Genomic DNA, 20,427 nt, shown 5'->3' with positions numbered 1-20,427 from the left:
GGATGGGGGTGCGGGCTGCTGAGCGTGCCGGTACCGGGCGGCCTCGAATCGCAGAGCAACCCTGGATCTCGGGATGCCGCCCGAGATCCAGGGTTGCCGCCTGCCCCCGCGCCTGGGGTCGCCGCCTGCCCCCGCGCCGGTCGACGCGGGAGCCGGGCGGCAGGACACCCCCAGGCCCCAGGGGGCTCAGGAGGTGGCGAGCTTCACCACGACCAGGCCGTGCAGGTCGTCGTCGCCCAGCCGGTAACGGGTCCCGGCCAGCTCGGTGGCCAGGTCGTGGCCGACCTGGTCGAAGGAGAGCCCGACGATCTCGTCCACGCCGTCGCCGTCGAGGTCGGCCACGAGGAGGTTGCGGCTGGCGAAGGTGGTGTCGCCCGCCTCGTAGCTCACGTGCGAGTCGCTCGTGGTGAGCAGGGACCGGTCGTAGAACCCGAGCCCGGACTCCATCCCGCCCACGAGCAGCCGGCGGCCGCCGGGTCCGTTCGCGAACGCCCCGCCCTGGACGGGGGCGACGGTGGACATCCGGTGGTCGACCCCGTCCGCCGCGAACGTACGGAACTGTGCCGTCGCGCCGAGGACGAGGCCCTCCTCGCCGGTGAACCAGTTCCCGACGCTGTGCGCGCCGCCGACCGCCGCGGAGTGCAGCCGCTCGCCGGTGCGCGCGTCGCGGATCTCGACGACGGTGCCGAACCCGACCTCCGCCTTGACGATCCAGGACAGGACCACAGCGCGCCCGCCCGCGTACGGGATCTCCTCGGACGCGAACGTGCCGTGTTCGAGCAGCGCCGACCGCACGTCAGCGCTGGGCTCCGCGGTCCAGGCCACCGCACCGGTGCGGGCGTCGAGTGCGACGCCCGCCGTCTCGATGTCGTCGCCGGCGAGCGTGCCCGCCGAGTTGTACGTGGCGACGACCCTGCCGTCCGCGACCGAGACGTCCGAGAAGGCGACCCGCTCGCCGGTCGGCGCGTACGCCCACTTCAGCCGGCCGCTCGCCGAGTACACCCGCACCTTGTCGGTGGGCACGATGACCTCGGCGCGCCCGTCGCGGTCCAGGTCCGAGCCCGTGACGGAGCGCACGAACGAGTCGCCGCCGTCGATCCGTACGAGCTCCCGGCCGTCGCGGGCACCGAGGACGACCGTGTCGGTGTCCGCCGCGACCAGGAGCTCGGGCTTGCCGTCACCGGTGGTGTCCGCGAGCTCCAGGTCGTACACGCGGCCCGGCATGGTCCGCGTCCACAGCACCTTGCGCTGGCCCGCGGCGAGCGAAGGGCCGTCGTAGGCCCACAGACCGCGCGACTCGCCGCCGGTGACGACGTCCTTCTTGCCGTCGCCGTTCACGTCGACGGCCTGCGCGAACGACAAGTCGCCCTGCAGCGGCGTGAGTTCGTCGAGCCTGCCGCTGCCCACGCGGTAGGTGCGGATGTTCTGGTCGTGGTCGACGGTGCGCGCATACGTGTCGCCGTCGACGGTGAACGGCTGGACGTACAGCTGGGAGGCGACGGCCCCCTTCTTGTCCCAGCGCACGGAGCCGTCCCGCCCGGCGAGGGACGTGAGCTGCGCGGTGCGGCCGGAGGCGAAGTTCGCCGCGGTGTCCTTGCCCTCGGTGATCAGGTACGAGACGAGCACCTGGCGGTCGGTGATCTGCAGCCCGAACGCGGTGGGGCCGTCCTTGGCGTTGGCCTCCTCGCGCTTGACCGTGTGCGACCACAGTTCGTTCGCGGCCCCGTCGAGGGCGCGCACCGTGGTGGCGTTGACGAAGCCGACCGGGTCGAGTGTGTCCTCGCTGAGGACGTACTCGGGCTTGCGGTCACCCGTCAGGTCGCCCACCTGGAGGTTCACGGCCACGGCGTTGACGCGGGTGTCGAGGGTGGTGCGCTCGCCCGACTGCACGTCGTACGAGGCCAGTTCATAGGTGAGGCCCGCCCGGACGTCGCTCTGCTCCAGGGCGACGACGCGGCCACGCGCGGCGTCCAGGTGCAACTGGCGCGAGTAGAGCGCCCCGTCGGCCTTCCAGACGACGCTGCCGTCGCGCGAGTCGAGCACCAGGGTGTGCCCCTCGGGCGCGGTGGTCGGGGTCTGCCGCTTGTTCCACGACACCGCGAACAGGCCCTGGCCCAGCGGCTCGACCGAGCCCCAGCGGCCGGCGCGCTCGCCCGTCTCATAGGTCCAGGTGCTGCTCGGCGTGAGCTTTCCTTCCGCGTACGAGAAGCGGATCCCGTGCAGCGCGGACTTGGCGTCGGCCGGTGCGTTCTGGTTGGCCGAGGGCTGGTCGCTCACCAGGAGAGTACCGTCGACGATCTTCACGTGCTGGGCGTCGGCGTACAGCTTGCTCCACAGCGTGCGCCCGGTCCTGCCGTCCAGGACCGTGACGAAGGTGCCGTTGGGCAGCGTGGATCCGGGCGAGGTGAACGGGCGGTACGGCGCGACGCCCACCTCGGCGGTGAACACCACGTCTGCCACCCCGTCACCGGTCAAGTCGCCGGTGCTGTAGCCGTGTTCTGAGGTGGCCGCCGTCGGACTGACGGCGTTCAGACCCATCGTGATCCGCGCCGGGTACGGCTCGGGCTGGTAGACGCGCTGCGGCTTGACCTGCCAGTCCTCGTACAGCGAGAGGTTGTCGCGCTGCCAGAGCCGCGTGCCGTCCGGGGTGTAGCGGCCGACGGTGCCCAGGCTGTGCAGCACGGCGTAGCCGCCCCGTGTGCCGGCCAGCGGTGCGGTCGCGGCGAGTCCGCGTACCGTCTCCATGCGGTGGACGGGGGTCGCGGTGAGCTTGCCCGCGGCCTCCTGTAGCGGCGCCTGCTCGGCTTCGGCGCCCGTGACGGCCGCGTACGGGTCGACCTCGAGGCGCTCGGCGAGCGCGGCCGCCTGCTGCTCGGTGAGCTTGCGGGGCTTCGGCTCGTCCTCGGCGTGCGCGAGTGCGGGCAGCGCGGAGACCGTGAGACCGGCCGCGATCAGGGCGGAGGCGAGCCGTACGGCCCGCCGCGAAGTGGGCGTCATGAGGTCTTCCCGGGGGTGAAGCGGACGGCGGATGCGTCCTTGAGGACGGGCTGGTCGACGGAGTACGCGAGGCCGTCGGTGCCGGCCTGGTTCTCGATGCCGACGGTCGCCTTGGCGCCTGCCTCAAGGGTGTTGGCGTCGATCGAGCGGTACTGGAGGGTGATGCTGCCGGTCGCCTCGGCGAACACCGCTTCGAAGCTGATCCGTTGCGAAGTCGAGCCGGAGAACGCCGCGTTCTCCCATACGATCGCGAACTTCCGCTCACCGGCCGTGCCCGTGGTCGCGGTCTTCACGCTCGCCTTGGAGTCGATCGTCAGGTCGTCCCAGAAGGCGGCCACCACGCCGTTGGGCTTGGCGGCGGAGGGCAGCGCGGTGTTGGCGTAGTCGCCGAGCCGCGGCTCCAGGAAGTTGACCAGACCGTTCGTGGTGATGCTCGCCGAGGTGTAGTCGACCCCGTAGAACCGGACCGGGAACGGCAGGGCGAGCGTCTTGGCGTTCTCGTCACCGGACAGCGCGATCTTGGTGGCGCCGCTGATCCATGCGTACGTCGCCGGGGCGCAGCTGTTCCCGGACGCGTCCGTGCGGGGCGGCGCGGCCGCTGTCACCTGCTCGTCGCCGTCGACCGTCAACCGGCCGCGGTAGGTGCCGTTGCACAGGACGGGCGAGGCGGGCACGGCCTCCAGGGTGAAGGTCCCCTCCGCCACCGCCGGAAGGCGGAAGGTGCCCTTCGCATCCGAGGTGACCGCGTCGACCGGCGCGTCCGTGAACTTCACGGTGGCCCCGGCGAGCGGTTTGCCCTGGACGTCGACGACCGTGCCGGACACGGCGTGCATCGGCAGCGCGGCGAGCGCGAGGTCGCGCGTGACCTTCTCACCGGCCGTGAGCGGCAGGTGCTCCTTGCCCGGCTCGTAGCCGTACCCGGTCGTGGTGAGGGTGTACGTGCCCGCCGTGAGATTCAGCCGGTAGGAACCGTCTGCCACGGTCGAGGTCGTGCGTACCGTCTCACCGGCCTTCGCGGTCACGGTGATCCCGGCGAGCGGCTTACCGCTCGCGGCGTCCGTGAGGGTGCCGGTGACCGTGGCGGCGGTGTGCGGCGCCGCGTCGACCGTTGCGAGGGCGTCCAACTTGCCCTCTCCCCATACGTTGTTGAAGCTCGCCGTTCCGCCGCAGTGCGTGTCGTCCACGTCACGGGAGCCCTGATCGAGGAAGGCCCGGGTCTCGTCGACCTTGCCGATCAGCGAGGGGGCAGACGACAACAGCAGCGCGGCGGCGCCGGCGACGTGCGGGCTCGCCATCGACGTACCGTCGCTGAGCCGGTATCCGCCGCCGGGCCAGCTGGAGCGGATGCCGACGCCCGGCGCCGTGATGTTCGGCTTCGTACCGCCGTCGATCGGTGAGGGGCCGAACCCGGAGAACGAGGCGATCCTGCCGGTCGAGTCGTAGGCGCCGACCGCGTAGGCGTCGGCCTGGCTCGCGGGTGAACCGGCTGTCGCGCAGGTGGTGCCGTCGCCCTCGTTGCCCGCCGAGAACGTGTCGAAGATCCCGGCCGCGTGCCAGGCCTCGACCATCTCCGCGTAGAAGGGGCTCGCACCGGGGCTGCCCCAGGAGTTGTTGACGATGTCGGGCGCGAGCTCGGGCTTCGGGTTGAGCCCGTTGCGGTCCGTGGGCGCCAGGATCCACTGGCCCGCCTTGAGGAGCGAGCCTTCGCTGCAGCCCCTGGCCTCGCAGCCCTTGGCCGCGATCCACTGCGCGCCCGGGGCGACACCGATGCCGTTCGCGCCCGCGACCGTGCCGGTCGTGTGCGTGCCGTGGCCGTGGTTGTCGCACGGCACACCGCCGGTGCACTGCCCGGTCGGGTCGTAGAAGTTGTAGTCGTGGCTGAAGGTGCCGTCGCCCCTGTTGCCCCGGTAGTTCCCCACCAGCGCCGGGTGGTCGTACTGCACACCGGAGTCGATCGTCGCGACGACGACGCCCTCGCCCCTGACCTGGTAGTCCGACCAGACCCGGTCCGCCTTGACGTCGGCGACGCCCCACTCGGTGGCGGCGGATCCGGCGGCAGGGCCGAGCGACGGCGCGCCCGCGTCCAGCTCGTAACGCTGCTCCTTGACGATCCGCCGCACGTCGTCACGCCGGGAGAGGGCGTCGACGAGCTGCTCGTCACCGGTGACCTTCAGAGCGTTGGTGATCCAGAACGCCTCATACCCGACCTTGCGGGCATCGAGGTAGTCCCGCAGCGGCTCCTGTGTCCGCGCGGCCTGCGCGCGCAGCGCGCCGAAGACGGCCTTCGCCTTGCCGGCGTGGCTCCTCTTCGCCCGGGCGGCCGACAGATCGGCCTCGTGGTCCAGGACGACGAAGAAGGCCGACTCCTTGCCCTGTCCGACAGCGGCGAGGACGGCTGCGTCCACCGTGGCACGGGGGTCGTCCGCGGAGCTCGCGGCAGGTGTGGAACCGGCGAGGGCCGAGACGGCTACGGCGACGGCGGTGGCCGCCGCCCACACGGCGGATCTGCGCCGTGATGTTCGGGGCGGGTTCATGAGGGGGTGCGCCTCCAGGATCTGCGTCGAGATCCGCAGACGCTAAAGCCGCAGCGTTACTGCCCTATTACTCGTGACCAGGGGCCGGGTACCGTGCCGCACCCGCCCGCCCGTGCGGCGTCAGCCGGCCGGATACCGCACCCCGGTCGCCCGCTCCGAAAGCTCCCACAGGCGCCCGGCCACCGCCGTGTCCCGGGAGCGCCCGCTCGTGCCCACCGCCTCCGGATAGCCGTTGCGCTGGAACATTCCGTCCGGTCCGATGCAGCTGCCTCCCTCGACACCCGGCGCCGTCGCCGCGTACAGCAAAGGCAGTGCTCCCATGGCCGGGGGCTGGGCGCGGCCGCCGGCCAGGATCTTGCCCTGGAACGAGGTGTCGACGCGCTGGCCCTCGGTGGCCGCGACGCCGGGGTGGGCCGCCACCGACAGGGGGCCGTCGGCGGGCAGACGGCGCTGGAGTTCGTACGCGAAGAGCAGATTGGCCAGTTTGGACTGGGCGTAGGCGAGCCAGCGCTGGTAGCGGCGGTGCTCGTAGTGGAGATCGTCGGAGTGGATGCGGCCGAGCCGGTGCAGACCGCTGGAGACGGTGACGATCCGGTCGCGTACGCGGTCGAGGAGGAGACCGGTGAGGGCGAAGTGCCCCAAGTGGTTGGTGCCGATGTGCTGTTCGAAGCCGTCCGCGGTCACGGAGTACGGGACCGCCATGACGCCGGCGTTGTTGATGAGCACGTCCACGGGATGTGCCACGGTCTCGGCGAAGGTGCGCACCGACTTCAGGTCCGCCAGGTCGAGACGGCGGACCTCGGGCGCCGGACCGTCGACGGACGCCGCCACCGCCCGGCCCCTGTCCTCGTCCCTGCACGTGAGGACCACTTCCGCGCCGGCCGCGCACAGCGCGCGGACCACCTCGGCGCCGAGGCCGCTGCTGCCTCCGGTGACAAGGAAGGTGCGGCCGGTTTGGGAGGGTATGCCGGTGGGCGTCCATCGGGTCATGGCGTAGCTCCCCTCGCTACGGTGCCGGTCGCGCCCGGTCTTCTCCCGCGGCGGCCGGGCTTGCGCCCGGTCTTCTCCCGCCGCGGCCGGGGTCGCGCCCAGTCTTGTCCCGCGGGGGGCCGGGCGGCTACCGGCCGCGCGAGCCCGCTTGTACGGGGCCGTGGCCGGAGCTCACGGAGCTGCGGCCGAAGCGGCGACGGGCCATGCGGACCATCAGCCACGCCGAGAGCACCCCCGGCAGACAGTGCACCGCGAGTACGCCGATCAGACTCGGTCCGCCCCAGTCCGCGGCGTATGTGGAGGGGTCGCCGAAGTCGATCACGAACGGTTCGGCGAGGGCGCGGACGATCAGATAGGTGCCGACGATCAGGCCCAGAGTGAGGGCGATCCTGCGCATGGGGACTCCTGGTGTCGCGGCGCCTGTGATGGCGCCGATACTTCGACGTTAGAGTCCGTGGATCTTGCGGAACACCCGGTTGACCAGGAACTTCTCCTGGGGGAAAACCCCCAGGGCGGCTGCGTCAGACCGCTTCGAGCACCCTGTCGCGTACCGCCTCGGACCACTCGACGACCAGCCCGGCGTACTCCTTGCGCTGCTCCTCGCTCAGGCGGCCGCCGGAGCACAGCATCAGCCGCCGTATCTGCTCATTGAGCTCTTCGGCGGACCGAGTGGGGCGCGGACGTGGAGTGGAGGACATGTGAACGAGCTTAGGGGCTGGGTATGACAACGCGCTGAGAAAACTCTGTGATTTCCACCTGTACGAGAGCTGTAGAACCGGCTCTGACCTGCAGAGTTGAGGTGTACAGGGCGCACAGGGGCCGGTGTTGTGATGTTTGCCTCGCCGCCCCCGGTAAACGTCGGATCTCCGTACGCCGTCTCCATGACGTCTCCACGAAGGGGGAGGGGAGTCCGCCTTTGCCGGGACGGGAGTTCGCCCGGGTCAGACCGTTTCGGCCACATCGGCCCGGACGGCGGCCGCCCAAGCGGTCACCAACCGCTCGTACTCTGCGCGTTGTTGCTCGTCCAGGCGTCCGCCCGCGCGCATCCACAACGCGCGGATCTGCTCGTTGAGTTCAGCAGACCGCACGGAACCAGTGGCGGTTTCGGGGGGCATGCCCACCACCTTAGGGCCTCACGTGGCGGGCGCCGTTGGCCCAGAGGCCCAGCAGGGTGCGAGCGGCTGACGGGACCAAAGAGCCGCGCGGGTTTCAGCCGGGCCCGGCCGTGGGCCGTATCGGGTCAGCCCGCCCGACCGTCGACCAGATCGAGTACGGGCAGCAGCTGACCGGGTCGCTCGTGCGCGGGGAGATGGTCCACGAAGTGCACCGGGCAGCCGAGTTGGGCGGCGCCGCCGTCCGCGTGGCGGTCGTCACCGACCATCAAGGTGTCCTCGGGCGCCATCGCGAGCTGCTCCAAGGCCACCGCGAACAGGCGCGGGTCGGGCTTTTGGATGCCGTGCTCGTACGACAGGACGTAGGTGTCGACGTACGGATCGAGACCGTGCTCGCGGAACACCGGCCGCAGGTCCCAGCCGATGTTGCTCACCACGCCGACGCGTACCCCGTGCTCGCGCAGCCCTTGGAGGACCGGTGCGGTATCGGGGTAGGGGCCCCAGGCCGGCGGTGTCATGTGCCGGTCGTAGAGGGTGCTGTGCAGTGCGGGGGAGGGGAGCTCCACGACACCCGAGAGGCCCGTGTACGCGGCCCGGTGGTTCTCCGCGCTCTCGTCGCGCACCGCCCAGATGTCCAGCAGGTGGTCCGGTACGCGCGGAGTGGGGGTGCCGCCGGGCAGCGCGCCGATGTGGTCCAACTGGTCCGCGTACCGCCGGAATTCGGCCTCGGAGAGCTCCACACCGGCCTCATCCAGACAGGCCCGCAGCCATGAGTCGGTGGTCTCGATCCGCAGCAGGGTCCCGGAGAAGTCGAAGAGCACACCCTTGATCGTCATACGGACGATCCTCGGTCGCCCGCGACGGCGGGGTCAACCCGCGCTTCCATGCGCTGATGCACACATACGGCGACGGCGACGGTCAGCATGCCGAGCAGCCAGCCGCCCAGGACATCGGTCGGCCAGTGCACGCCCAGCCAGATCCGCGTCAGACCGACACCGATCACCGAGACCGCCGCGAGGACGACGGCCCCGATCCATGCGGCCCCGCTGACCCCGTACCGCCGCAGCAGCCACAGCAGCAGTCCGCACGCGACCGTCGCCGTCATGGCGTGGCCGGAGGGGAACGCCGCGTAGTGCGCACTGTCCAGGGGCTGCTGCCACTGGGGCCGGTCCTTGTCGACCAGCGACTTCAGGGCCTGCTGGGCGAGCGTGCCCACCGTGCAGGTGACCGCGAGCAGCACCGCGAAGTGCCGCGCGCCGCGCACCCACAGTCCCACCACGACGACGGCGCACAGCGCCCGCATCGTCCAGGGATCCCAGACCCAGTCGGACAGCACACGGTTGACCTGCGTCACACCGTCGAAGGAGTGCGCCCACCGGTGCAGGGTGCGCGCGATCCCGGTGTCGAAGGAGCGCAACGGCGGCCAGGCGAACACGACGAGCACGAGCAGGACGGCCGCGAGCGCGCCGAAGAGGCCCGCGAGTGCGGCGGGCCTGCTGGGGCGAGTGTGAAGACGTGACATGGGACGATCTTTGCCCGAGTACCCCGTTGCGGGCTAGCCCAGCGCGCTGAGGCCCGGTACGAACGCCACCAGCAGCGGAACCACCGGCACCAGCGCTCCCGCCGCGGTCAGCCGCAGCCGGCGGCCCGCGGTGAGCCGGGGCTTGGCCGACAGGAGCCGGTTCACGCGCTGCGGGACCTGGGCGTGCGCGGTGGGGCACGGGCCGAACACGCCACGGTCTTCGTTGAGTTCGACGAGGGCGAGGGCGATCGTCAGCCGGCCGAAGCGGCGGGAGGCCACATCGTCGGCGGCGAGTTCCACGAGGCGGTGCATCTCGTCCTGGAACGCCGCGAACACCGGCACCTGCGGAAATCCGTTCGCCAGCGCCGACGAGCAGTGCAGCAGCCAGTCGTGCCGCGCCGCGGCATGTCCCTGCTCATGCGCGAGCACGGCATCGATCTGGCGGCCCTTGAGGCGGCGCAACGCGGCGGTGGTGATGGCCAGTTGGGGCGCCGAGCCCGGCAGCCACCAGGCGTCCGGTCGCTCGCCCTCGATCACCACGAGCCGGTCGGCGCCCGGCTCCTCGCCGGGCAGCAGGGGAGCGCGCGAGCGCAGTTCATCACGGGCGGTGCGGCGACGGGACCGGGCGCGCAGCACCTCGCGGGTCAGCATCGCCCCGGACCACAGGCCCCCGCAGGCCAGGAGTACGGCGACGGTGGCCGCCCACGGGCCGCCCGCCCCGAGCGCGTACGCCTCGACGACGCCGTGCGGAGCGGGCGCGAAGACGTGTCCGCGTACCTGCTGCCAGGCTCCCGCGGCGCTGAGCAGCATCGAAAGCAGGCAGCACAGGAGCACCGCCGCGATCACGCACTGCCACATCCACAGCGCCACGACCGGCTCACGCTCCGGCCATTTGGCGCGCACGAGCAGACGGGGTGCCAGAACGGCGGTGAGCGCGCCGAGCACCAGCAGGGCGGCAGGGACCATCATGCCGCTCAGCCTATTTGGGCTCGCTACCGGGCGGTACGGGCCGCACTGGCAAGTGACGGACGCCACGAACCGTATGCCGGAAAGGTCCGTTGTGACCGTCCGCACCCTCCGTCACGCGGTCACGCGCCCCACGTCACATCGTCACGCGTCACCTCACATCGTCAGCAACATCGCGAACATTGCGATCCCCATCGACAGCCGGCACGCCATCGCCAGCTCGGTCCGGTCGCCCCACCCGGTGACCGTCACCGTGACCGACGCCCCGCCGGTCCCCGCAGGCATCAGCCGCAGTCCCGAGCGCAGCACATACGCGGCGTAGTACAGGAGCAGCGCACCGGTCAGCAGCGGCACGCCCGCCGAGCCGTGATGTCCGCCGCCGGAGGCCATGGCCAAGGACATGTAGACCATCGCCAGCGCGCCGACCAGGTGGTGCACATGGTGCGCGGCTCTGCGCGCCCGCATCACTTCGTACGCGGCCGCCGCACCAAAGACGGTGACGTACGCCCACCACAGCTCGGCAGGCGGCGTGAGGACCGCGGCGGGCACCGCCATCAGCGCCATCGCGAACCCCATCAGCGCCTCACCGCCCGCGCCCGTGCGCTGCTCATCCAGTGAACTGCGCATCCGCAGCAGGCAGTACGCCCCCATCGCCAGACATAACGCGACGAGCAGCCAGCCTGCCGACGCCGGTCCGTGCACCGGGCACCTCCCCGTTCGACGGTGTCGTGAGGTCGATGCCCGCAGTCGTGGGGTCGTACGCGGCGCACGGGTGTACACAGGGGAGCGCAATGGGGGAGCCCCTGGAGCGGGGCGCGGGTGTGAGCGGTGGTGGGGGAAGCGGTGGCGACGGATCCGTTCGGCTTGCTGGTCGTGGCGACCGGGGTCGTGCTCGTGCTGTTCGGCCTGCTCTGGCGGGGGCGGCTCCGCCGGCCGTTCGATCCGCTCCGTGCGCGGCTCGCGCAGGAACGTCTCTTCGCCCAACGCCTGCGCAGAGCGGCCGATATGGCGATCGTGGCGGCCCGGCGCCAGGCCGCCCCCGACGAGCCGGCCATCATCCGCGTCGACGACGTCATCCGCGTCATGTCCGCCCAGTTCGGCCACCACCCCGTGCCGCGCGATCAGGCGGCGCAGGCCCTGCGGGAGCGCTTCGAGGCCGGCGCCTGCCGGACGGACTGCTTGACGGATGCGTTCGACTGACCGAGCACTCGCGAGACTGAGTGACAGGGCACTCGCGAAACTGAGAAAGCACTCGCGAGACTGACCGAGCACTCGCGACGCATCCGTTGTCCGGACGTCGCTTTTCTGCCAAGGTGACCTCTCCTGCCCGGAATCGGAGAGGTGACACCATGAGCGCAGCCACGAACTGGCCCGTCCTCGCCCAGTCCCACGAAGCTCTGCTCACCGCGGTCCGCGGCGTCGCCCCGGGCGACTGGGAGCGGCCCACGCCGTGCAGCGAGTGGAACGCCGCCCAGGTTCTGCAGCACGCGGCAGGTGACCAACTCGGCTACGCCGCCTTCCTCGGCGAGGGCACCGGTCCTGCCGAGGACCCGTTCGCGCCCTCCGGGAAACTCGGTGATGAACCGGCGGCGGTGGCCGAGGCGGCGGTGCGTGCGGCGGCCGCGGCGTGGTCGCGGATACCCGTGGACCAGGCGGAAGTCGCCGTACCGCTGCCGCCGAACAAGATGACCGCGGCGCTCGGGGCGAACGCCTGCGCGCTGGACGCCGCAGTGCACGCCTGGGACATCGCGGTCGCCACCGGCCAGGAGTCACCGCTGACCGCCGACCTCGCGGCCGAACTCCTCGACGCGGCCCGGCAGTTCGTCGAGCCGCTGCGGGCCTTCGCTTTCGCCCCGGTCGTGCCGGCGCAGCCGGGTGACGACGCGGTGGAGGAGCTCCTGAAGTACCTGGGACGGCGCCCGGACTGGACCGCGTGAGCGGCTGCCCGCACCGGGCCGCGTAAGCGTTCGCCCGCGACAGACCGTACGGCTACGGTGTGGGCCGTGGACGAACTCGCCCTCCTCGAACGCTCCCAAGGCCCTGTCACCCGCACCCGCCTCGTGCGCGACCTGAGCGCGCTCGGACTGCACGCCGGCGACACCGTGATGTTCCATACGCGACTGTCCGCCCTCGGCTATGTCACCGGCGGCTCGCAGACGGTCATCGACGCCCTGCGTGAAGTCGTGGGCGAACAGGGCACGTTGATGGTGACCTGCGGCTGGAACGACGCGCCGCCGTACGAGTGGACCACCTGGCCGGCCGAGTGGCAGGAGGCCATCCGCGCCGGGCATCCGGCCTTCGACCCGGAGCGTTCCGAGGCCGACCACTCGTACGGCCGGCTGCCCGAAGCGCTGCGTCTGCAGCCGGGCGCCGTGCGCAGCCGCCATCCCGACGCGAGTTTCGCCGCGCTCGGTGCGGCGGCGCACCGGCTGATGGACGACCACCCGTGGGACGACCCGCACGGCCCTGACACCCCGCTCGCGCGTCTGGTCGAACTCGGCGGAAAGGTCCTGCTGTTGGGCGCCCCGCTGGACTCCCTGACGCTGCTGCACCACGCGGAGGCGCTGGCCGATGCGCCCGGCAAGCGCTTCGTGGACTACGAGCAGCCGATCGCGGTCGATGGCCGCAGGGTCTGGCGTCGCTTCCACGACATCGACTCGTCCGAGGGCGCCTTCGACTATGTACCCGTGGTCGGCGAGGAGCGGGACGCCTTCGAGGTCATCGCCGATGACTTCCTCGCCGCTGGGGGTGGTGTGAAAGGGCACGTCGGGGCGGCAGCGAGTCATGTGTTCGACGCGCGCGACCTCACGGGCTTCGGCGTGCGGTGGCTGGAGGCGAAGCTGCGGCGGTGACCGCCACCGGCTGTTTTACTGAGGCGATGACCGAGAAGCGCAGCGCAGGACTGCTGCTCCACCGCGGCACGACAGGGCGGACCGAGGTCCTCCTGGGGCATATGGGCGGACCCTTCTGGGCCCGGCGCGATGCCGGGGCCTGGTCCATTCCCAAGGGCGAGTTCGGGCCGGACGAGGCCCCGATGGACGCGGCGCGCAGGGAGTTCCAGGAGGAGCTCGGCGTGCCGCCGCCCACGGGACCGTATGAAGCACTGGGGGAGACGCGGCAGGCGAACGGCAAGATCGTCACGGTCTGGGCGGTGGGGGCGGACCTCGACCCGGCGTGCGTCGTGCCGGGCACCTTCTCGATGGAGTGGCCCAAAGGCTCGGGTCGGATGCAGGAGTTCCCGGAGCTCGACAAGGTCGCCTGGTGGGCTCTCGACGAGGCGCAGGTGAAGCTGGTCAAGGGGCAGGCGGTCTTCCTGACACGGCTCACGGAACTGCTCGACCGCTGAGCAGTCCCATAGGGCCCCGGAGCGGCGGCTCCTGAACCGCTGAGGGGACGCGCCGCCGACGGGCGGCGCGTCCCTGATCAGCGGTTCGGACGTCAGGCCGGATCGACCCGGAAGACGCTGCCGCTCTGCGCGAGCACGTACAGCTCGCCGTTGCAGCCTTCCGCGAACGAGATGACCTCCCCGCCGCTGACACCGAGGTCACCGACACCGGTCACCTTGCCGTTCTCGATCTGCAAGGTGCGCAGGGTGCCGTCGCAGTAGTCGCTGAACACGTACTGCCCCTTCAGGGCCGTGATGGCCTCGCCCCGGTACACGAAGCCGCCGGTCACCGAGCAGCCGAGTCCGGTGCGGTCGTACTCGTGCACCGGCGGCACATGGTTCGCGGGTTCCGTGCCGCCGCGGAAGGGATGCGTGCCCTCCATCTGCGACCAGCCGTAATTCTCCCCGCCCTTGCTGCTCGCCGGGGCCCAGTCGATCTCCTCCCAGTCGCTCTGGCCGACGTCGCCGATGAGCAGATCGCCCTTGTCCGCGTCGAAGGAGAACCGCCAAGGATTGCGCAGTCCGTACGCCCAGATCTCGTCCCTGGCCGCGGGGTCGCCCACGAAGGGGTTGTCCGGCGGGATCGCGTACGGCGTGCCGCCCCGCGGATCGATCCGCAGCAGCTTGCCGAGCAGGGTGTCGAGGTTCTGCCCGTTGCCGTGCGGGTCGCCGCCCGAGCCGCCGTCGCCGAGCGCGATGTAGAGATAGCCGTCGGGGCCGAACCGGATGTCACCGCCGTTGTGGTTCGCGTACGGCTGGACCTGGGTGAGGACGGTGCGCCGGGTGTCCGGCACGATCCGGCCGCTGCGCACGGCGAACTCGTCGATGGTGCTGGTGCCTTCGAGGTTCGTGTACGAGATGTAGAAGTGCGTGAACCGGGGGCTGAACGCGATGCCCAGGAGGCCGCGTTCGCCGTCGGTGGTGGTCTCGTCGGAGATGTCGAGGACGGTCTTGCCGAGCCCTTGCTTGCCCAGGACCCTTACGGTTCCCGCGCGTTCGGCGACCCAGAGGGTGCCGCCGGGACCGGCGGTGCCGGCGATCGGATTCTGGGCCTTGGCCACTTCGGTGAGGGCGACCGGTGGTGCCTGGGCCGGAGCGGCGGACTCCTCGGCGGAGGCCGTGGAGAGGGCTAAGGAAGCGGCGAGGCAGATGGTGCCGATGATCGCCGAGGTTCTGGTGCGAACGTTCACCGTGATCCTCCTTGGAGGCGAGGCGACGATGGGGGTACCCGGCTGCTCGGGGCAGTGTGCGGCGGTATCGCCCGTGCCAGCACGCAACGTGGGTGGGGGGAGGTGCTACTGGCCACGGATGAGGATACGGCGAGGACGGTGATTGGTGTAGACCAAGGCGCGACGTGTTGGCGGTGGTCCGCACGATCGGAACCGTTCTCGCGCCGGTCCGCGTCAACCCTGCATGCGCTCACTGACACGCACGCTCCCCGCAGCGGCCCTCGCGCTCGTTCTGTGCGGGTGCGGCTTCCTCGACGGGGGCGACGGTCCGGGGGCGCGCACCGGATTCGTCGAGCTTGGCCCCCTCCAGGCACCGTCACGGGAGAACCTGCGGCCCGCGCGACTCGGCCACGGAGGCGACACGGACCGTATGTACGCGGCACTCGAGGCGGCGAAGGCGGCCAACCTGCCGCAGGTGCAAGAGGAGTTGACCGTCCGGCCGTCCGAGGGCGACACCGGCCTGGCCTTCGTCCTGCCCGGCTGCCAGAACACCGGGGCCCGTCTGGAGGTGGACGACGGCGTCGTATCGGCGGATCTCACCGGCGCCGAGAACGTGAACTGCGGTCAGGCGGAGTACTTCCTGGCCACATTCACGATCGGGCAGGGCGAGCTGCCTGAGGACTGGACCTTCGCGGGCAGCGCGTAGCGCCGGTCAGGGGCCTGTGCCTGAGCGGTGGCACCGGTCACGGCCGGTACCTCAGCGGATGATCCGCCGGCACCTCCACCACCGCGATCCGCACCCCGTCGGGATCGGCGATCCACATCTCGATCAGGCCCCACGGCTCCAGCTTCGGCTCGCGCAGCACCGGCACTTCCTTGCCGCGGAGTTCCTCGTACGCCGCCGAGACATCGGCGACCTGGATCCACAGCTGCATCCCCGGGGCGGGCGGCCGGTCCGCGCGACCGGAGACCTCCAGGAATCCGCCGCCCAGGAAGTACACGGTCCCGCGCTCGGCCCCGGTGCCGAACTCGCGATAGATCTCCAGACCCAGCGCGTCCCCGTAGAACGCGCGACTGCGCTCGGGGTCGGTGGGACGCAGAAGCACACGGCTGCTCAGTACATGGACCATGCTCGTGGAGGCTAGCGCGCCCGGGTTACGCTCACGCCCGAACACGCATGGATCCGAACCCGTGAAAGGCGCACCCGATGGACGCCCGCCCCGCCGCCGGTGAACTCACCTTCCGCGATGCCACCCACGCCGACATCGACCCGCTCGTCGCGCTGATCGAATCCTCGTACCGCGGGGACGCGAGCCGTTCGGGCTGGACCACCGAGGCGGATCTGCTCGACGGTCAGCGCACCGACCCCGACGGGGTCCGGGATGTCATCGACGCTGCGGGCAGCCGGCTGGTCGTCGCCCTGCGCGAGGACGAGCTCGTGGCCTGCTGCCAGCTCGAGAACCGGGGCGACGCCGCGTACTTCGGCATGTTCTCCGTACGGCCCGGGCTGCAGGGCGGGGGCCTCGGCAAGGCCGTGCTCGCCGAGGCGGAGCGGTTCGCAGGCGAGGAGTGGCGGGTGCGTGAGATGCACATGACGGTGATCGCCCAGCGCGAGGACCTCATCGCCTGGTACGAGCGGCGCGGCTATCGCCGTACGGGCAAGTTCACGCCCTTCCCGTACGGCGATGAGCGCTTCGGTGTGCCGCTGAGGCCGGACCTGAAGTTCGAACTCCTGGTGAAGCCGCTCGCCTGACGGCCTGGGGCAGCGGTGACGACCGGGCTTCGGCTCAGGCGGTGAAACGGCCCGTCCGTTTGATCTCCGGGTAGTCCGTCGTGGCGCCGTCGAGTTGCAGGGCGCGCACCAGACGCAGGTGGTCCTGGGTGTTGACCACCCAGCCGATCACCCGCAGCTCCGCCTTGCGGGCCAGCTCCACCGTCTCGAGCGTGACGCGGCGGATGTTCAGCGCGACCGCCTGCGCGCCGACGGCGACGGCACGGTCCACCACGTCGGGCCCGTAGCGGCTGGCGATCAGCACCGTGCGTACCCCGGGTACCAGCTTGGCGATCTCCGCGACCGCCTCGTCGTGGAACGAACTGACCTCGACGCGTCCGACCAGATCACGCCGCTGCATCACCTCGGCGAGCGCCCGTGCGGCCGCGACGTCCTTGATCTCGGCCTGCAGCGGAGCCCGCACCGCATCGAGGACCTCCTCGAAGACGGGGACGCGCTCACCGTGGCCCGCGTCGAGCTCGCGCAGTTCGGCCAGGGTCTTCTCGGCGATCGGGCCGCGGCCGTCCGTGGTGCGGTCCACCTCGGTGTCGTGCATGACGACCAGCGCGCCGTCCTTGCTCAGATGCAGATCGAGCTCGATGGCGTCGAGCCCGGCCTGCTGCGCGGCGATGAAGGAGCGGAGAGTGTTCTCGGGTTCCACACCCATGATTCCGCGATGACCGATGGTGACGAAGTTCAAGGTTCACTCGCTTCCGTCGACGGGCGGCTCTCAAGCTGTCTGTACATGTCCGCGTGGTTGCGGTCCCACGCCCCACACGGCAGCCCGCAGCCTAACGGCCCGTTGAAGACATGTACCCGGATGCGCGCGGCGAAACGGAGGCGTCCGCTCGGGCTCCGGCGATGCCCAGGATGAGGCCGGTGATCACGGCGGCGACAAGAACGGCACGGGTACTCACGGGTCGGCAACTCCGTCGGACAGGGGGGCGGGACCCTCTGTCCTAGCGCCGCGCGACCCCGCGCGGCGAATCCGTGTCACTCGCGCGTGGGCGAGTCCTGCAAGCTTTGACGCGGCACCGTGACGACGGGAGCTCGCTCAAGACGCGGCACCGCTAAGACGGAAGCTCGTCCAGGTCCGCCAGCATCGCCTCGGCCAGCTCGAGTTCGGACTTCAGGCGACGCTCGCTCCATCGCAACGCTATCTGCGGGTGCGCCCATGCCTCGACGCCCTCGGCCTGCGCGCCCGCGTCCATGACTTCCTTCAACTCGCCCTTGGTGCGGGCGATGTGCTCGACCACGAGCGCGCGCAGATGCTCCGGCGAGGTCAGGTGCCCGAGCCAGACCCGCAGCAGCAGCGGATGCTTGAGCACCGCGGCGCCCGCGTCCTGAGCGGAGCCGGCCCAGTCGGCCAGCGCGCCGCGCCCCAAGGCGGTGATCGCGTACGTGCGCTTCGTCCGCGGTTCCTCCGGCCCGGAGCGCCGCGAGGTCACGTATCCCAGGGACTCGAGCCGCCGGAGCTCCGCGTAGATCTGGCTGATCGCCGGGGACCAGTAGAAGAACCGCAGCGAGGCGTCGGCCCACTTCTTCAGCTCGTAGCCCGTCCGCTCGCCCGGGAACGAGAGCAGCCCGAGCACGGCCCAGGCGGTCGCCGGCAGGGCGCGGTCCGCCGGGGGCGGGGCGGACGTGTGCTGATCAGCCATGCGCGCATTCAAGAGGGGCCGGACCCCGGATGCAATGCCTGTGCCGTATCCCTTGCCACTTCGAGACCTGACGGCTAGTCATATAGCTATTAGGCATATGGCGCCCGGCCTTCCGCAAAGGCCCAACTCCCAGGAGGAACCGTGAAGTTCTCCGTGATCTTCGAGGCCCAGCTGGCCGACCCGACCGTGGAGCGCGAGCACCAGGTGATCCGCGACTGCGTGGAACAGGCGGTCTACGCCGAGGAGATGGGCTTCGATCGCATATGGGCCGTCGAGCATCACTCCCTGAAGTGGTACGCGCACATGAGCGCCCCCGAGATCTTCCTCACCTGGGTCGCCGCGAAGACCAGCACCATCCGGATCGGGCACGGCGTGGTCTGCATGCCCTTCAACTTCAACCACCCCGCCCGCGTCGCCGAACGCGCCGCGATGCTCGATCTGCTCTCCGGCGGACGGCTCGACCTCGGCGCGGGGCGCGGCGGCACGGAGCAGGAGACCTCGCTGTGCGGCGTCGACAAGGACCGCACCACGCAGGAGGTCGAAGAGGCGCTCAGGATCATCGGCAAGGCCTGGCAGGAGGACGAACTCGAGTACCACGGCGAGCTGATCGACATCGACCCGCACCCGATCCTGCCCCGCCCGCGGCAGACGCCGCACCCGCCGCTCTTTCTCGCGTGCAGCCGTTCCGACACCCTCCGTCAGGCGGCCGAACTCGGCATCGGCGCCCTGGTGATGGGGTTCGCGGGACCCGAGTCCATCAAGGAGATGCGCCAGGCCTACGACGCCGCGGTGGACGGACGTGACGGCGGACGCTTCGTCTCCTCTGTCGTCAACGATCACTTCTCCGTACTGTGTCCGACGATCGTGCTCGACGACCGCGCTGCGGCACAGCGCATCGGGATCCGTGGACAGCGCTTCTTCGCGCAGTCCATCGGGCACTGGTACGGCGGAGCGGGGATCCCGGACGAAGCCGTGGTGGAAGGCGCCGACGAGGCCGCGGCGATGCGCGAGGCCGCCGAGCAGGTCGTGGCACGGCTGCACGAGCACCACATCCCGGTGCGCCCCACCGCGACGGCCACCTTCAACGCGGACCACGCCTACGGCACCGCCGACGACGCCATCGCCTACGTCGAACAGCTCCGCGACGCGGGCGCCGACGAGATCATGTGCCTGATCCAGATGGGCACGGTGCCCCAGGAGGCCTGCATGGAGACCATCCGGCAGTGGGGCGAGAAGGTCATCCCGCACTTCCGTGACGAGCGGCGCGAGCAGCGCCTGGAGGAGAGCCGATGAGTACCGAAGCCGTTCCGGGGCAGGACCGCCTGACCCCCGAGGCCCGCGCCCTGGCCGATCTGATGTCCGCGGTCTTCCCCGATCTCGGGGGCGCCGTCACGGACGCCGCCGAGGCCCGCGGCATCCTGGCCGCGAACCCGAAGCCCCCGTGGGAGCCGCCGGCGGTGGGATCGGTCGAGGACCGCACGATCCCCGGCCCGCCCGGCGCCCCCGAGATACCCGTACGCGTCTATCTGCCCGACCCCGTCGAGGCCCGGGGGCCCCGCCCCACCGTGGTCTTCCTGCACGGCGGCGGCTTCGCGGTCTGCGATCTGGACACGCACGACGGCACCGCGCGCGGCATCTGCCGCGGTGCGGGCGCGGCCGTCGTCTCGGTGGACTACCGGCTCGCGCCTGAGCATCCCTTCCCGGCCGCGGTCGACGACGCGTACGCCGCGCTGCTCTGGGCCGCCGAGCACGTGGCCGAACTCGGCGGTGACCCGGACGCCTTGGTCGTCGCGGGCGACAGTGCGGGCGGCAATCTCTCCGCCGTCACCGCGCAGACCGCCCGGGACGGCGACGGACCGGCCCTGGCGCTCCAGGTGCTCGTGTACCCGGTGGTCGACATGTCGCGGGAGTGGCCCTCGTACGAGACGAACGGCGACGGATATTTCCTTACCCGCGCGCACATGCGGTGGTTCGACGAGCAGTACGTCGGGGCGATCGCGCCGGTCGACCGGGCCGATCCGCGGATCTCGCCGCTCCTCGGCGAGCTCGCCGGTCTGCCGCCCGCGCACGTCGTGACCGCAGGCTGCGATCCGCTCTGCGACGAGGGGCTCGCCTATGCGCAGGCGCTGCGCGCCGCGGGCGTACCGGTCACGGAAGCGCACTTTCCGCAGGCGTTCCACGGATTCTTCGGGTTCGGCGAGGTGCTTGAGGACGCCCGTACCGCACTGGCGGGCGTCGTCACCGCGATCGCCTCGACCGTGACGGACAGGAAGAATTCCGGTGGACATGGGGGTGGCGCAGGATAATTTCCCGAGGCCCCTCT

General features: G+C 71.1%; 22 protein-coding genes. 8 read left to right on the top strand and 14 right to left on the bottom strand.

Annotation, left to right across the window (positions count from 1 at the left end; all coding sequences use genetic code 11):
• Positions 1-186: 186 nt before the first annotated feature.
• The 10 genes from G6045_RS15285 to G6045_RS15240 all read right to left on the bottom strand — a co-directional run bounded on the left by G6045_RS15285 (position 187) and on the right by G6045_RS15240 (position 10,823).
• Positions 187-2,997 carry a VCBS repeat-containing protein gene (locus G6045_RS15285; RefSeq protein WP_165332482.1) on the bottom strand — a complete coding sequence of 937 codons (2,811 nt, stop codon included), beginning with the start codon at positions 2,995-2,997 and terminating at the stop codon, positions 187-189.
• A complete protein-coding gene (locus G6045_RS15280) occupies positions 2,994-5,531 on the bottom strand; it encodes a S8 family serine peptidase (RefSeq protein ID WP_165332481.1) in 2,538 nt (845 codons plus the stop codon). Before G6045_RS15280 ends, G6045_RS15285 begins: the two co-directional genes overlap by 4 nt.
• Before the next feature lie 120 nt (positions 5,532-5,651).
• A complete protein-coding gene (locus tag G6045_RS15275; RefSeq protein ID WP_165332480.1) occupies positions 5,652-6,521 on the bottom strand; it encodes an oxidoreductase in 870 nt (289 codons plus the stop codon).
• Positions 6,522-6,648: 127 nt separating this feature from the next.
• Positions 6,649-6,918 (bottom strand): hypothetical protein, encoded by a 270-nt coding sequence (locus tag G6045_RS15270; protein WP_206343760.1) that lies wholly within the window; start codon positions 6,916-6,918, stop codon positions 6,649-6,651.
• A 124-nt stretch (positions 6,919-7,042) separates the two neighbouring features.
• Entirely contained in the window at positions 7,043-7,219 is a 177-nt protein-coding gene (locus tag G6045_RS15265; RefSeq protein ID WP_165332479.1) for a hypothetical protein, read from the bottom strand.
• A 243-nt stretch (positions 7,220-7,462) separates the two neighbouring features.
• Complete coding sequence (locus G6045_RS15260; RefSeq protein ID WP_165332478.1) at positions 7,463-7,636, bottom strand: hypothetical protein; 174 nt, start codon at positions 7,634-7,636, stop codon at positions 7,463-7,465.
• A gap of 125 nt (positions 7,637-7,761) precedes the next feature.
• A complete protein-coding gene (locus G6045_RS15255; protein WP_165332488.1) occupies positions 7,762-8,463 on the bottom strand; it encodes an HAD family hydrolase in 702 nt (233 codons plus the stop codon).
• A gap of 2 nt (positions 8,464-8,465) precedes the next feature.
• Positions 8,466-9,155, bottom strand: coding sequence for a phosphatase PAP2 family protein (locus G6045_RS15250; protein ID WP_165332477.1), 690 nt, complete (start codon positions 9,153-9,155; stop codon positions 8,466-8,468).
• Positions 9,156-9,188: 33 nt separating this feature from the next.
• Complete coding sequence (locus tag G6045_RS15245; protein ID WP_165332476.1) at positions 9,189-10,124, bottom strand: M56 family metallopeptidase; 936 nt, start codon at positions 10,122-10,124, stop codon at positions 9,189-9,191.
• A 153-nt stretch (positions 10,125-10,277) separates the two neighbouring features.
• Positions 10,278-10,823, bottom strand: a complete 546-nt coding sequence (locus G6045_RS15240; protein ID WP_165332475.1) for a DUF5134 domain-containing protein — start codon at positions 10,821-10,823, stop codon at positions 10,278-10,280.
• A gap of 141 nt (positions 10,824-10,964) precedes the next feature.
• On the opposite strand from G6045_RS15240, the gene G6045_RS15235 reads away from it, so the two are divergent.
• The 4 genes from G6045_RS15235 to G6045_RS15220 all read left to right on the top strand — a co-directional run bounded on the left by G6045_RS15235 (position 10,965) and on the right by G6045_RS15220 (position 13,467).
• Positions 10,965-11,321 carry a hypothetical protein gene (locus G6045_RS15235; RefSeq protein WP_165332474.1) on the top strand — a complete coding sequence of 119 codons (357 nt, stop codon included), beginning with the start codon at positions 10,965-10,967 and terminating at the stop codon, positions 11,319-11,321.
• Between the two features lie 149 nt (positions 11,322-11,470).
• Entirely contained in the window at positions 11,471-12,058 is a 588-nt protein-coding gene (locus G6045_RS15230; protein WP_165332473.1) for a TIGR03086 family metal-binding protein, read from the top strand.
• A 66-nt stretch (positions 12,059-12,124) separates the two neighbouring features.
• Positions 12,125-12,973: an aminoglycoside 3-N-acetyltransferase gene (aac(3), locus tag G6045_RS15225; protein ID WP_165332472.1), complete on the top strand. Its 849-nt coding sequence runs from the start codon at positions 12,125-12,127 to the stop codon at positions 12,971-12,973.
• Between the two features lie 26 nt (positions 12,974-12,999).
• Entirely contained in the window at positions 13,000-13,467 is a 468-nt protein-coding gene (locus tag G6045_RS15220; protein ID WP_165332471.1) for an NUDIX domain-containing protein, read from the top strand.
• A gap of 92 nt (positions 13,468-13,559) precedes the next feature.
• On the opposite strand, the gene G6045_RS15215 is transcribed toward G6045_RS15220, so the two are convergent.
• Positions 13,560-14,696: a PQQ-dependent sugar dehydrogenase gene (locus G6045_RS15215; protein ID WP_165332470.1), complete on the bottom strand. Its 1,137-nt coding sequence runs from the start codon at positions 14,694-14,696 to the stop codon at positions 13,560-13,562.
• A 223-nt stretch (positions 14,697-14,919) separates the two neighbouring features.
• Between G6045_RS15215 and G6045_RS15210 the strand changes: the two genes are divergently transcribed.
• Positions 14,920-15,381: a hypothetical protein gene (locus G6045_RS15210; protein ID WP_165332469.1), complete on the top strand. Its 462-nt coding sequence runs from the start codon at positions 14,920-14,922 to the stop codon at positions 15,379-15,381.
• Positions 15,382-15,418: 37 nt separating this feature from the next.
• Here the strand turns inward: G6045_RS15210 and G6045_RS15205 are convergent, their stop codons facing one another.
• A complete protein-coding gene (locus G6045_RS15205; protein WP_165332468.1) occupies positions 15,419-15,805 on the bottom strand; it encodes a VOC family protein in 387 nt (128 codons plus the stop codon).
• A 77-nt stretch (positions 15,806-15,882) separates the two neighbouring features.
• Here G6045_RS15205 and G6045_RS15200 point away from each other — a divergent pair, with 77 nt between their 5' ends.
• On the top strand, positions 15,883-16,428 hold the full coding sequence (locus tag G6045_RS15200; protein WP_165332467.1) for a GNAT family N-acetyltransferase: 546 nt from the start codon (positions 15,883-15,885) through the stop codon (positions 16,426-16,428).
• Positions 16,429-16,462: 34 nt separating this feature from the next.
• On the opposite strand, the gene G6045_RS15195 is transcribed toward G6045_RS15200, so the two are convergent.
• Both G6045_RS15195 and G6045_RS15190 read right to left on the bottom strand, forming a co-directional pair.
• Positions 16,463-17,146, bottom strand: coding sequence for a glycerophosphodiester phosphodiesterase (locus G6045_RS15195; RefSeq protein ID WP_165332466.1), 684 nt, complete (start codon positions 17,144-17,146; stop codon positions 16,463-16,465).
• Positions 17,147-17,516: 370 nt separating this feature from the next.
• Positions 17,517-18,104: a PadR family transcriptional regulator gene (locus G6045_RS15190; RefSeq protein ID WP_165332465.1), complete on the bottom strand. Its 588-nt coding sequence runs from the start codon at positions 18,102-18,104 to the stop codon at positions 17,517-17,519.
• A 141-nt stretch (positions 18,105-18,245) separates the two neighbouring features.
• Between G6045_RS15190 and G6045_RS15185 the strand changes: the two genes are divergently transcribed.
• Both G6045_RS15185 and G6045_RS15180 read left to right on the top strand, forming a co-directional pair.
• Entirely contained in the window at positions 18,246-19,397 is a 1,152-nt protein-coding gene (locus G6045_RS15185) for an LLM class flavin-dependent oxidoreductase (protein WP_165332464.1), read from the top strand.
• The gene (locus G6045_RS15180; RefSeq protein WP_206343757.1) at positions 19,394-20,410 is read left to right on the top strand and encodes an alpha/beta hydrolase; all 1,017 of its coding nucleotides are present in this window, start codon (positions 19,394-19,396) and stop codon (positions 20,408-20,410) included. The genes G6045_RS15185 and G6045_RS15180 overlap by 4 nt, the downstream gene beginning before the upstream one ends.
• Positions 20,411-20,427 lie beyond the last annotated feature (17 nt).

The organism is Streptomyces mesophilus (assembly GCF_011044995.1).
In the GTDB taxonomy this organism is placed as follows: domain Bacteria; phylum Actinomycetota; class Actinomycetes; order Streptomycetales; family Streptomycetaceae; genus Streptomyces; species Streptomyces mesophilus.
The sequence above is the reverse complement of the archived record's forward strand: the minus strand, read 5'-3'. Positions and strand labels throughout refer to the sequence as shown.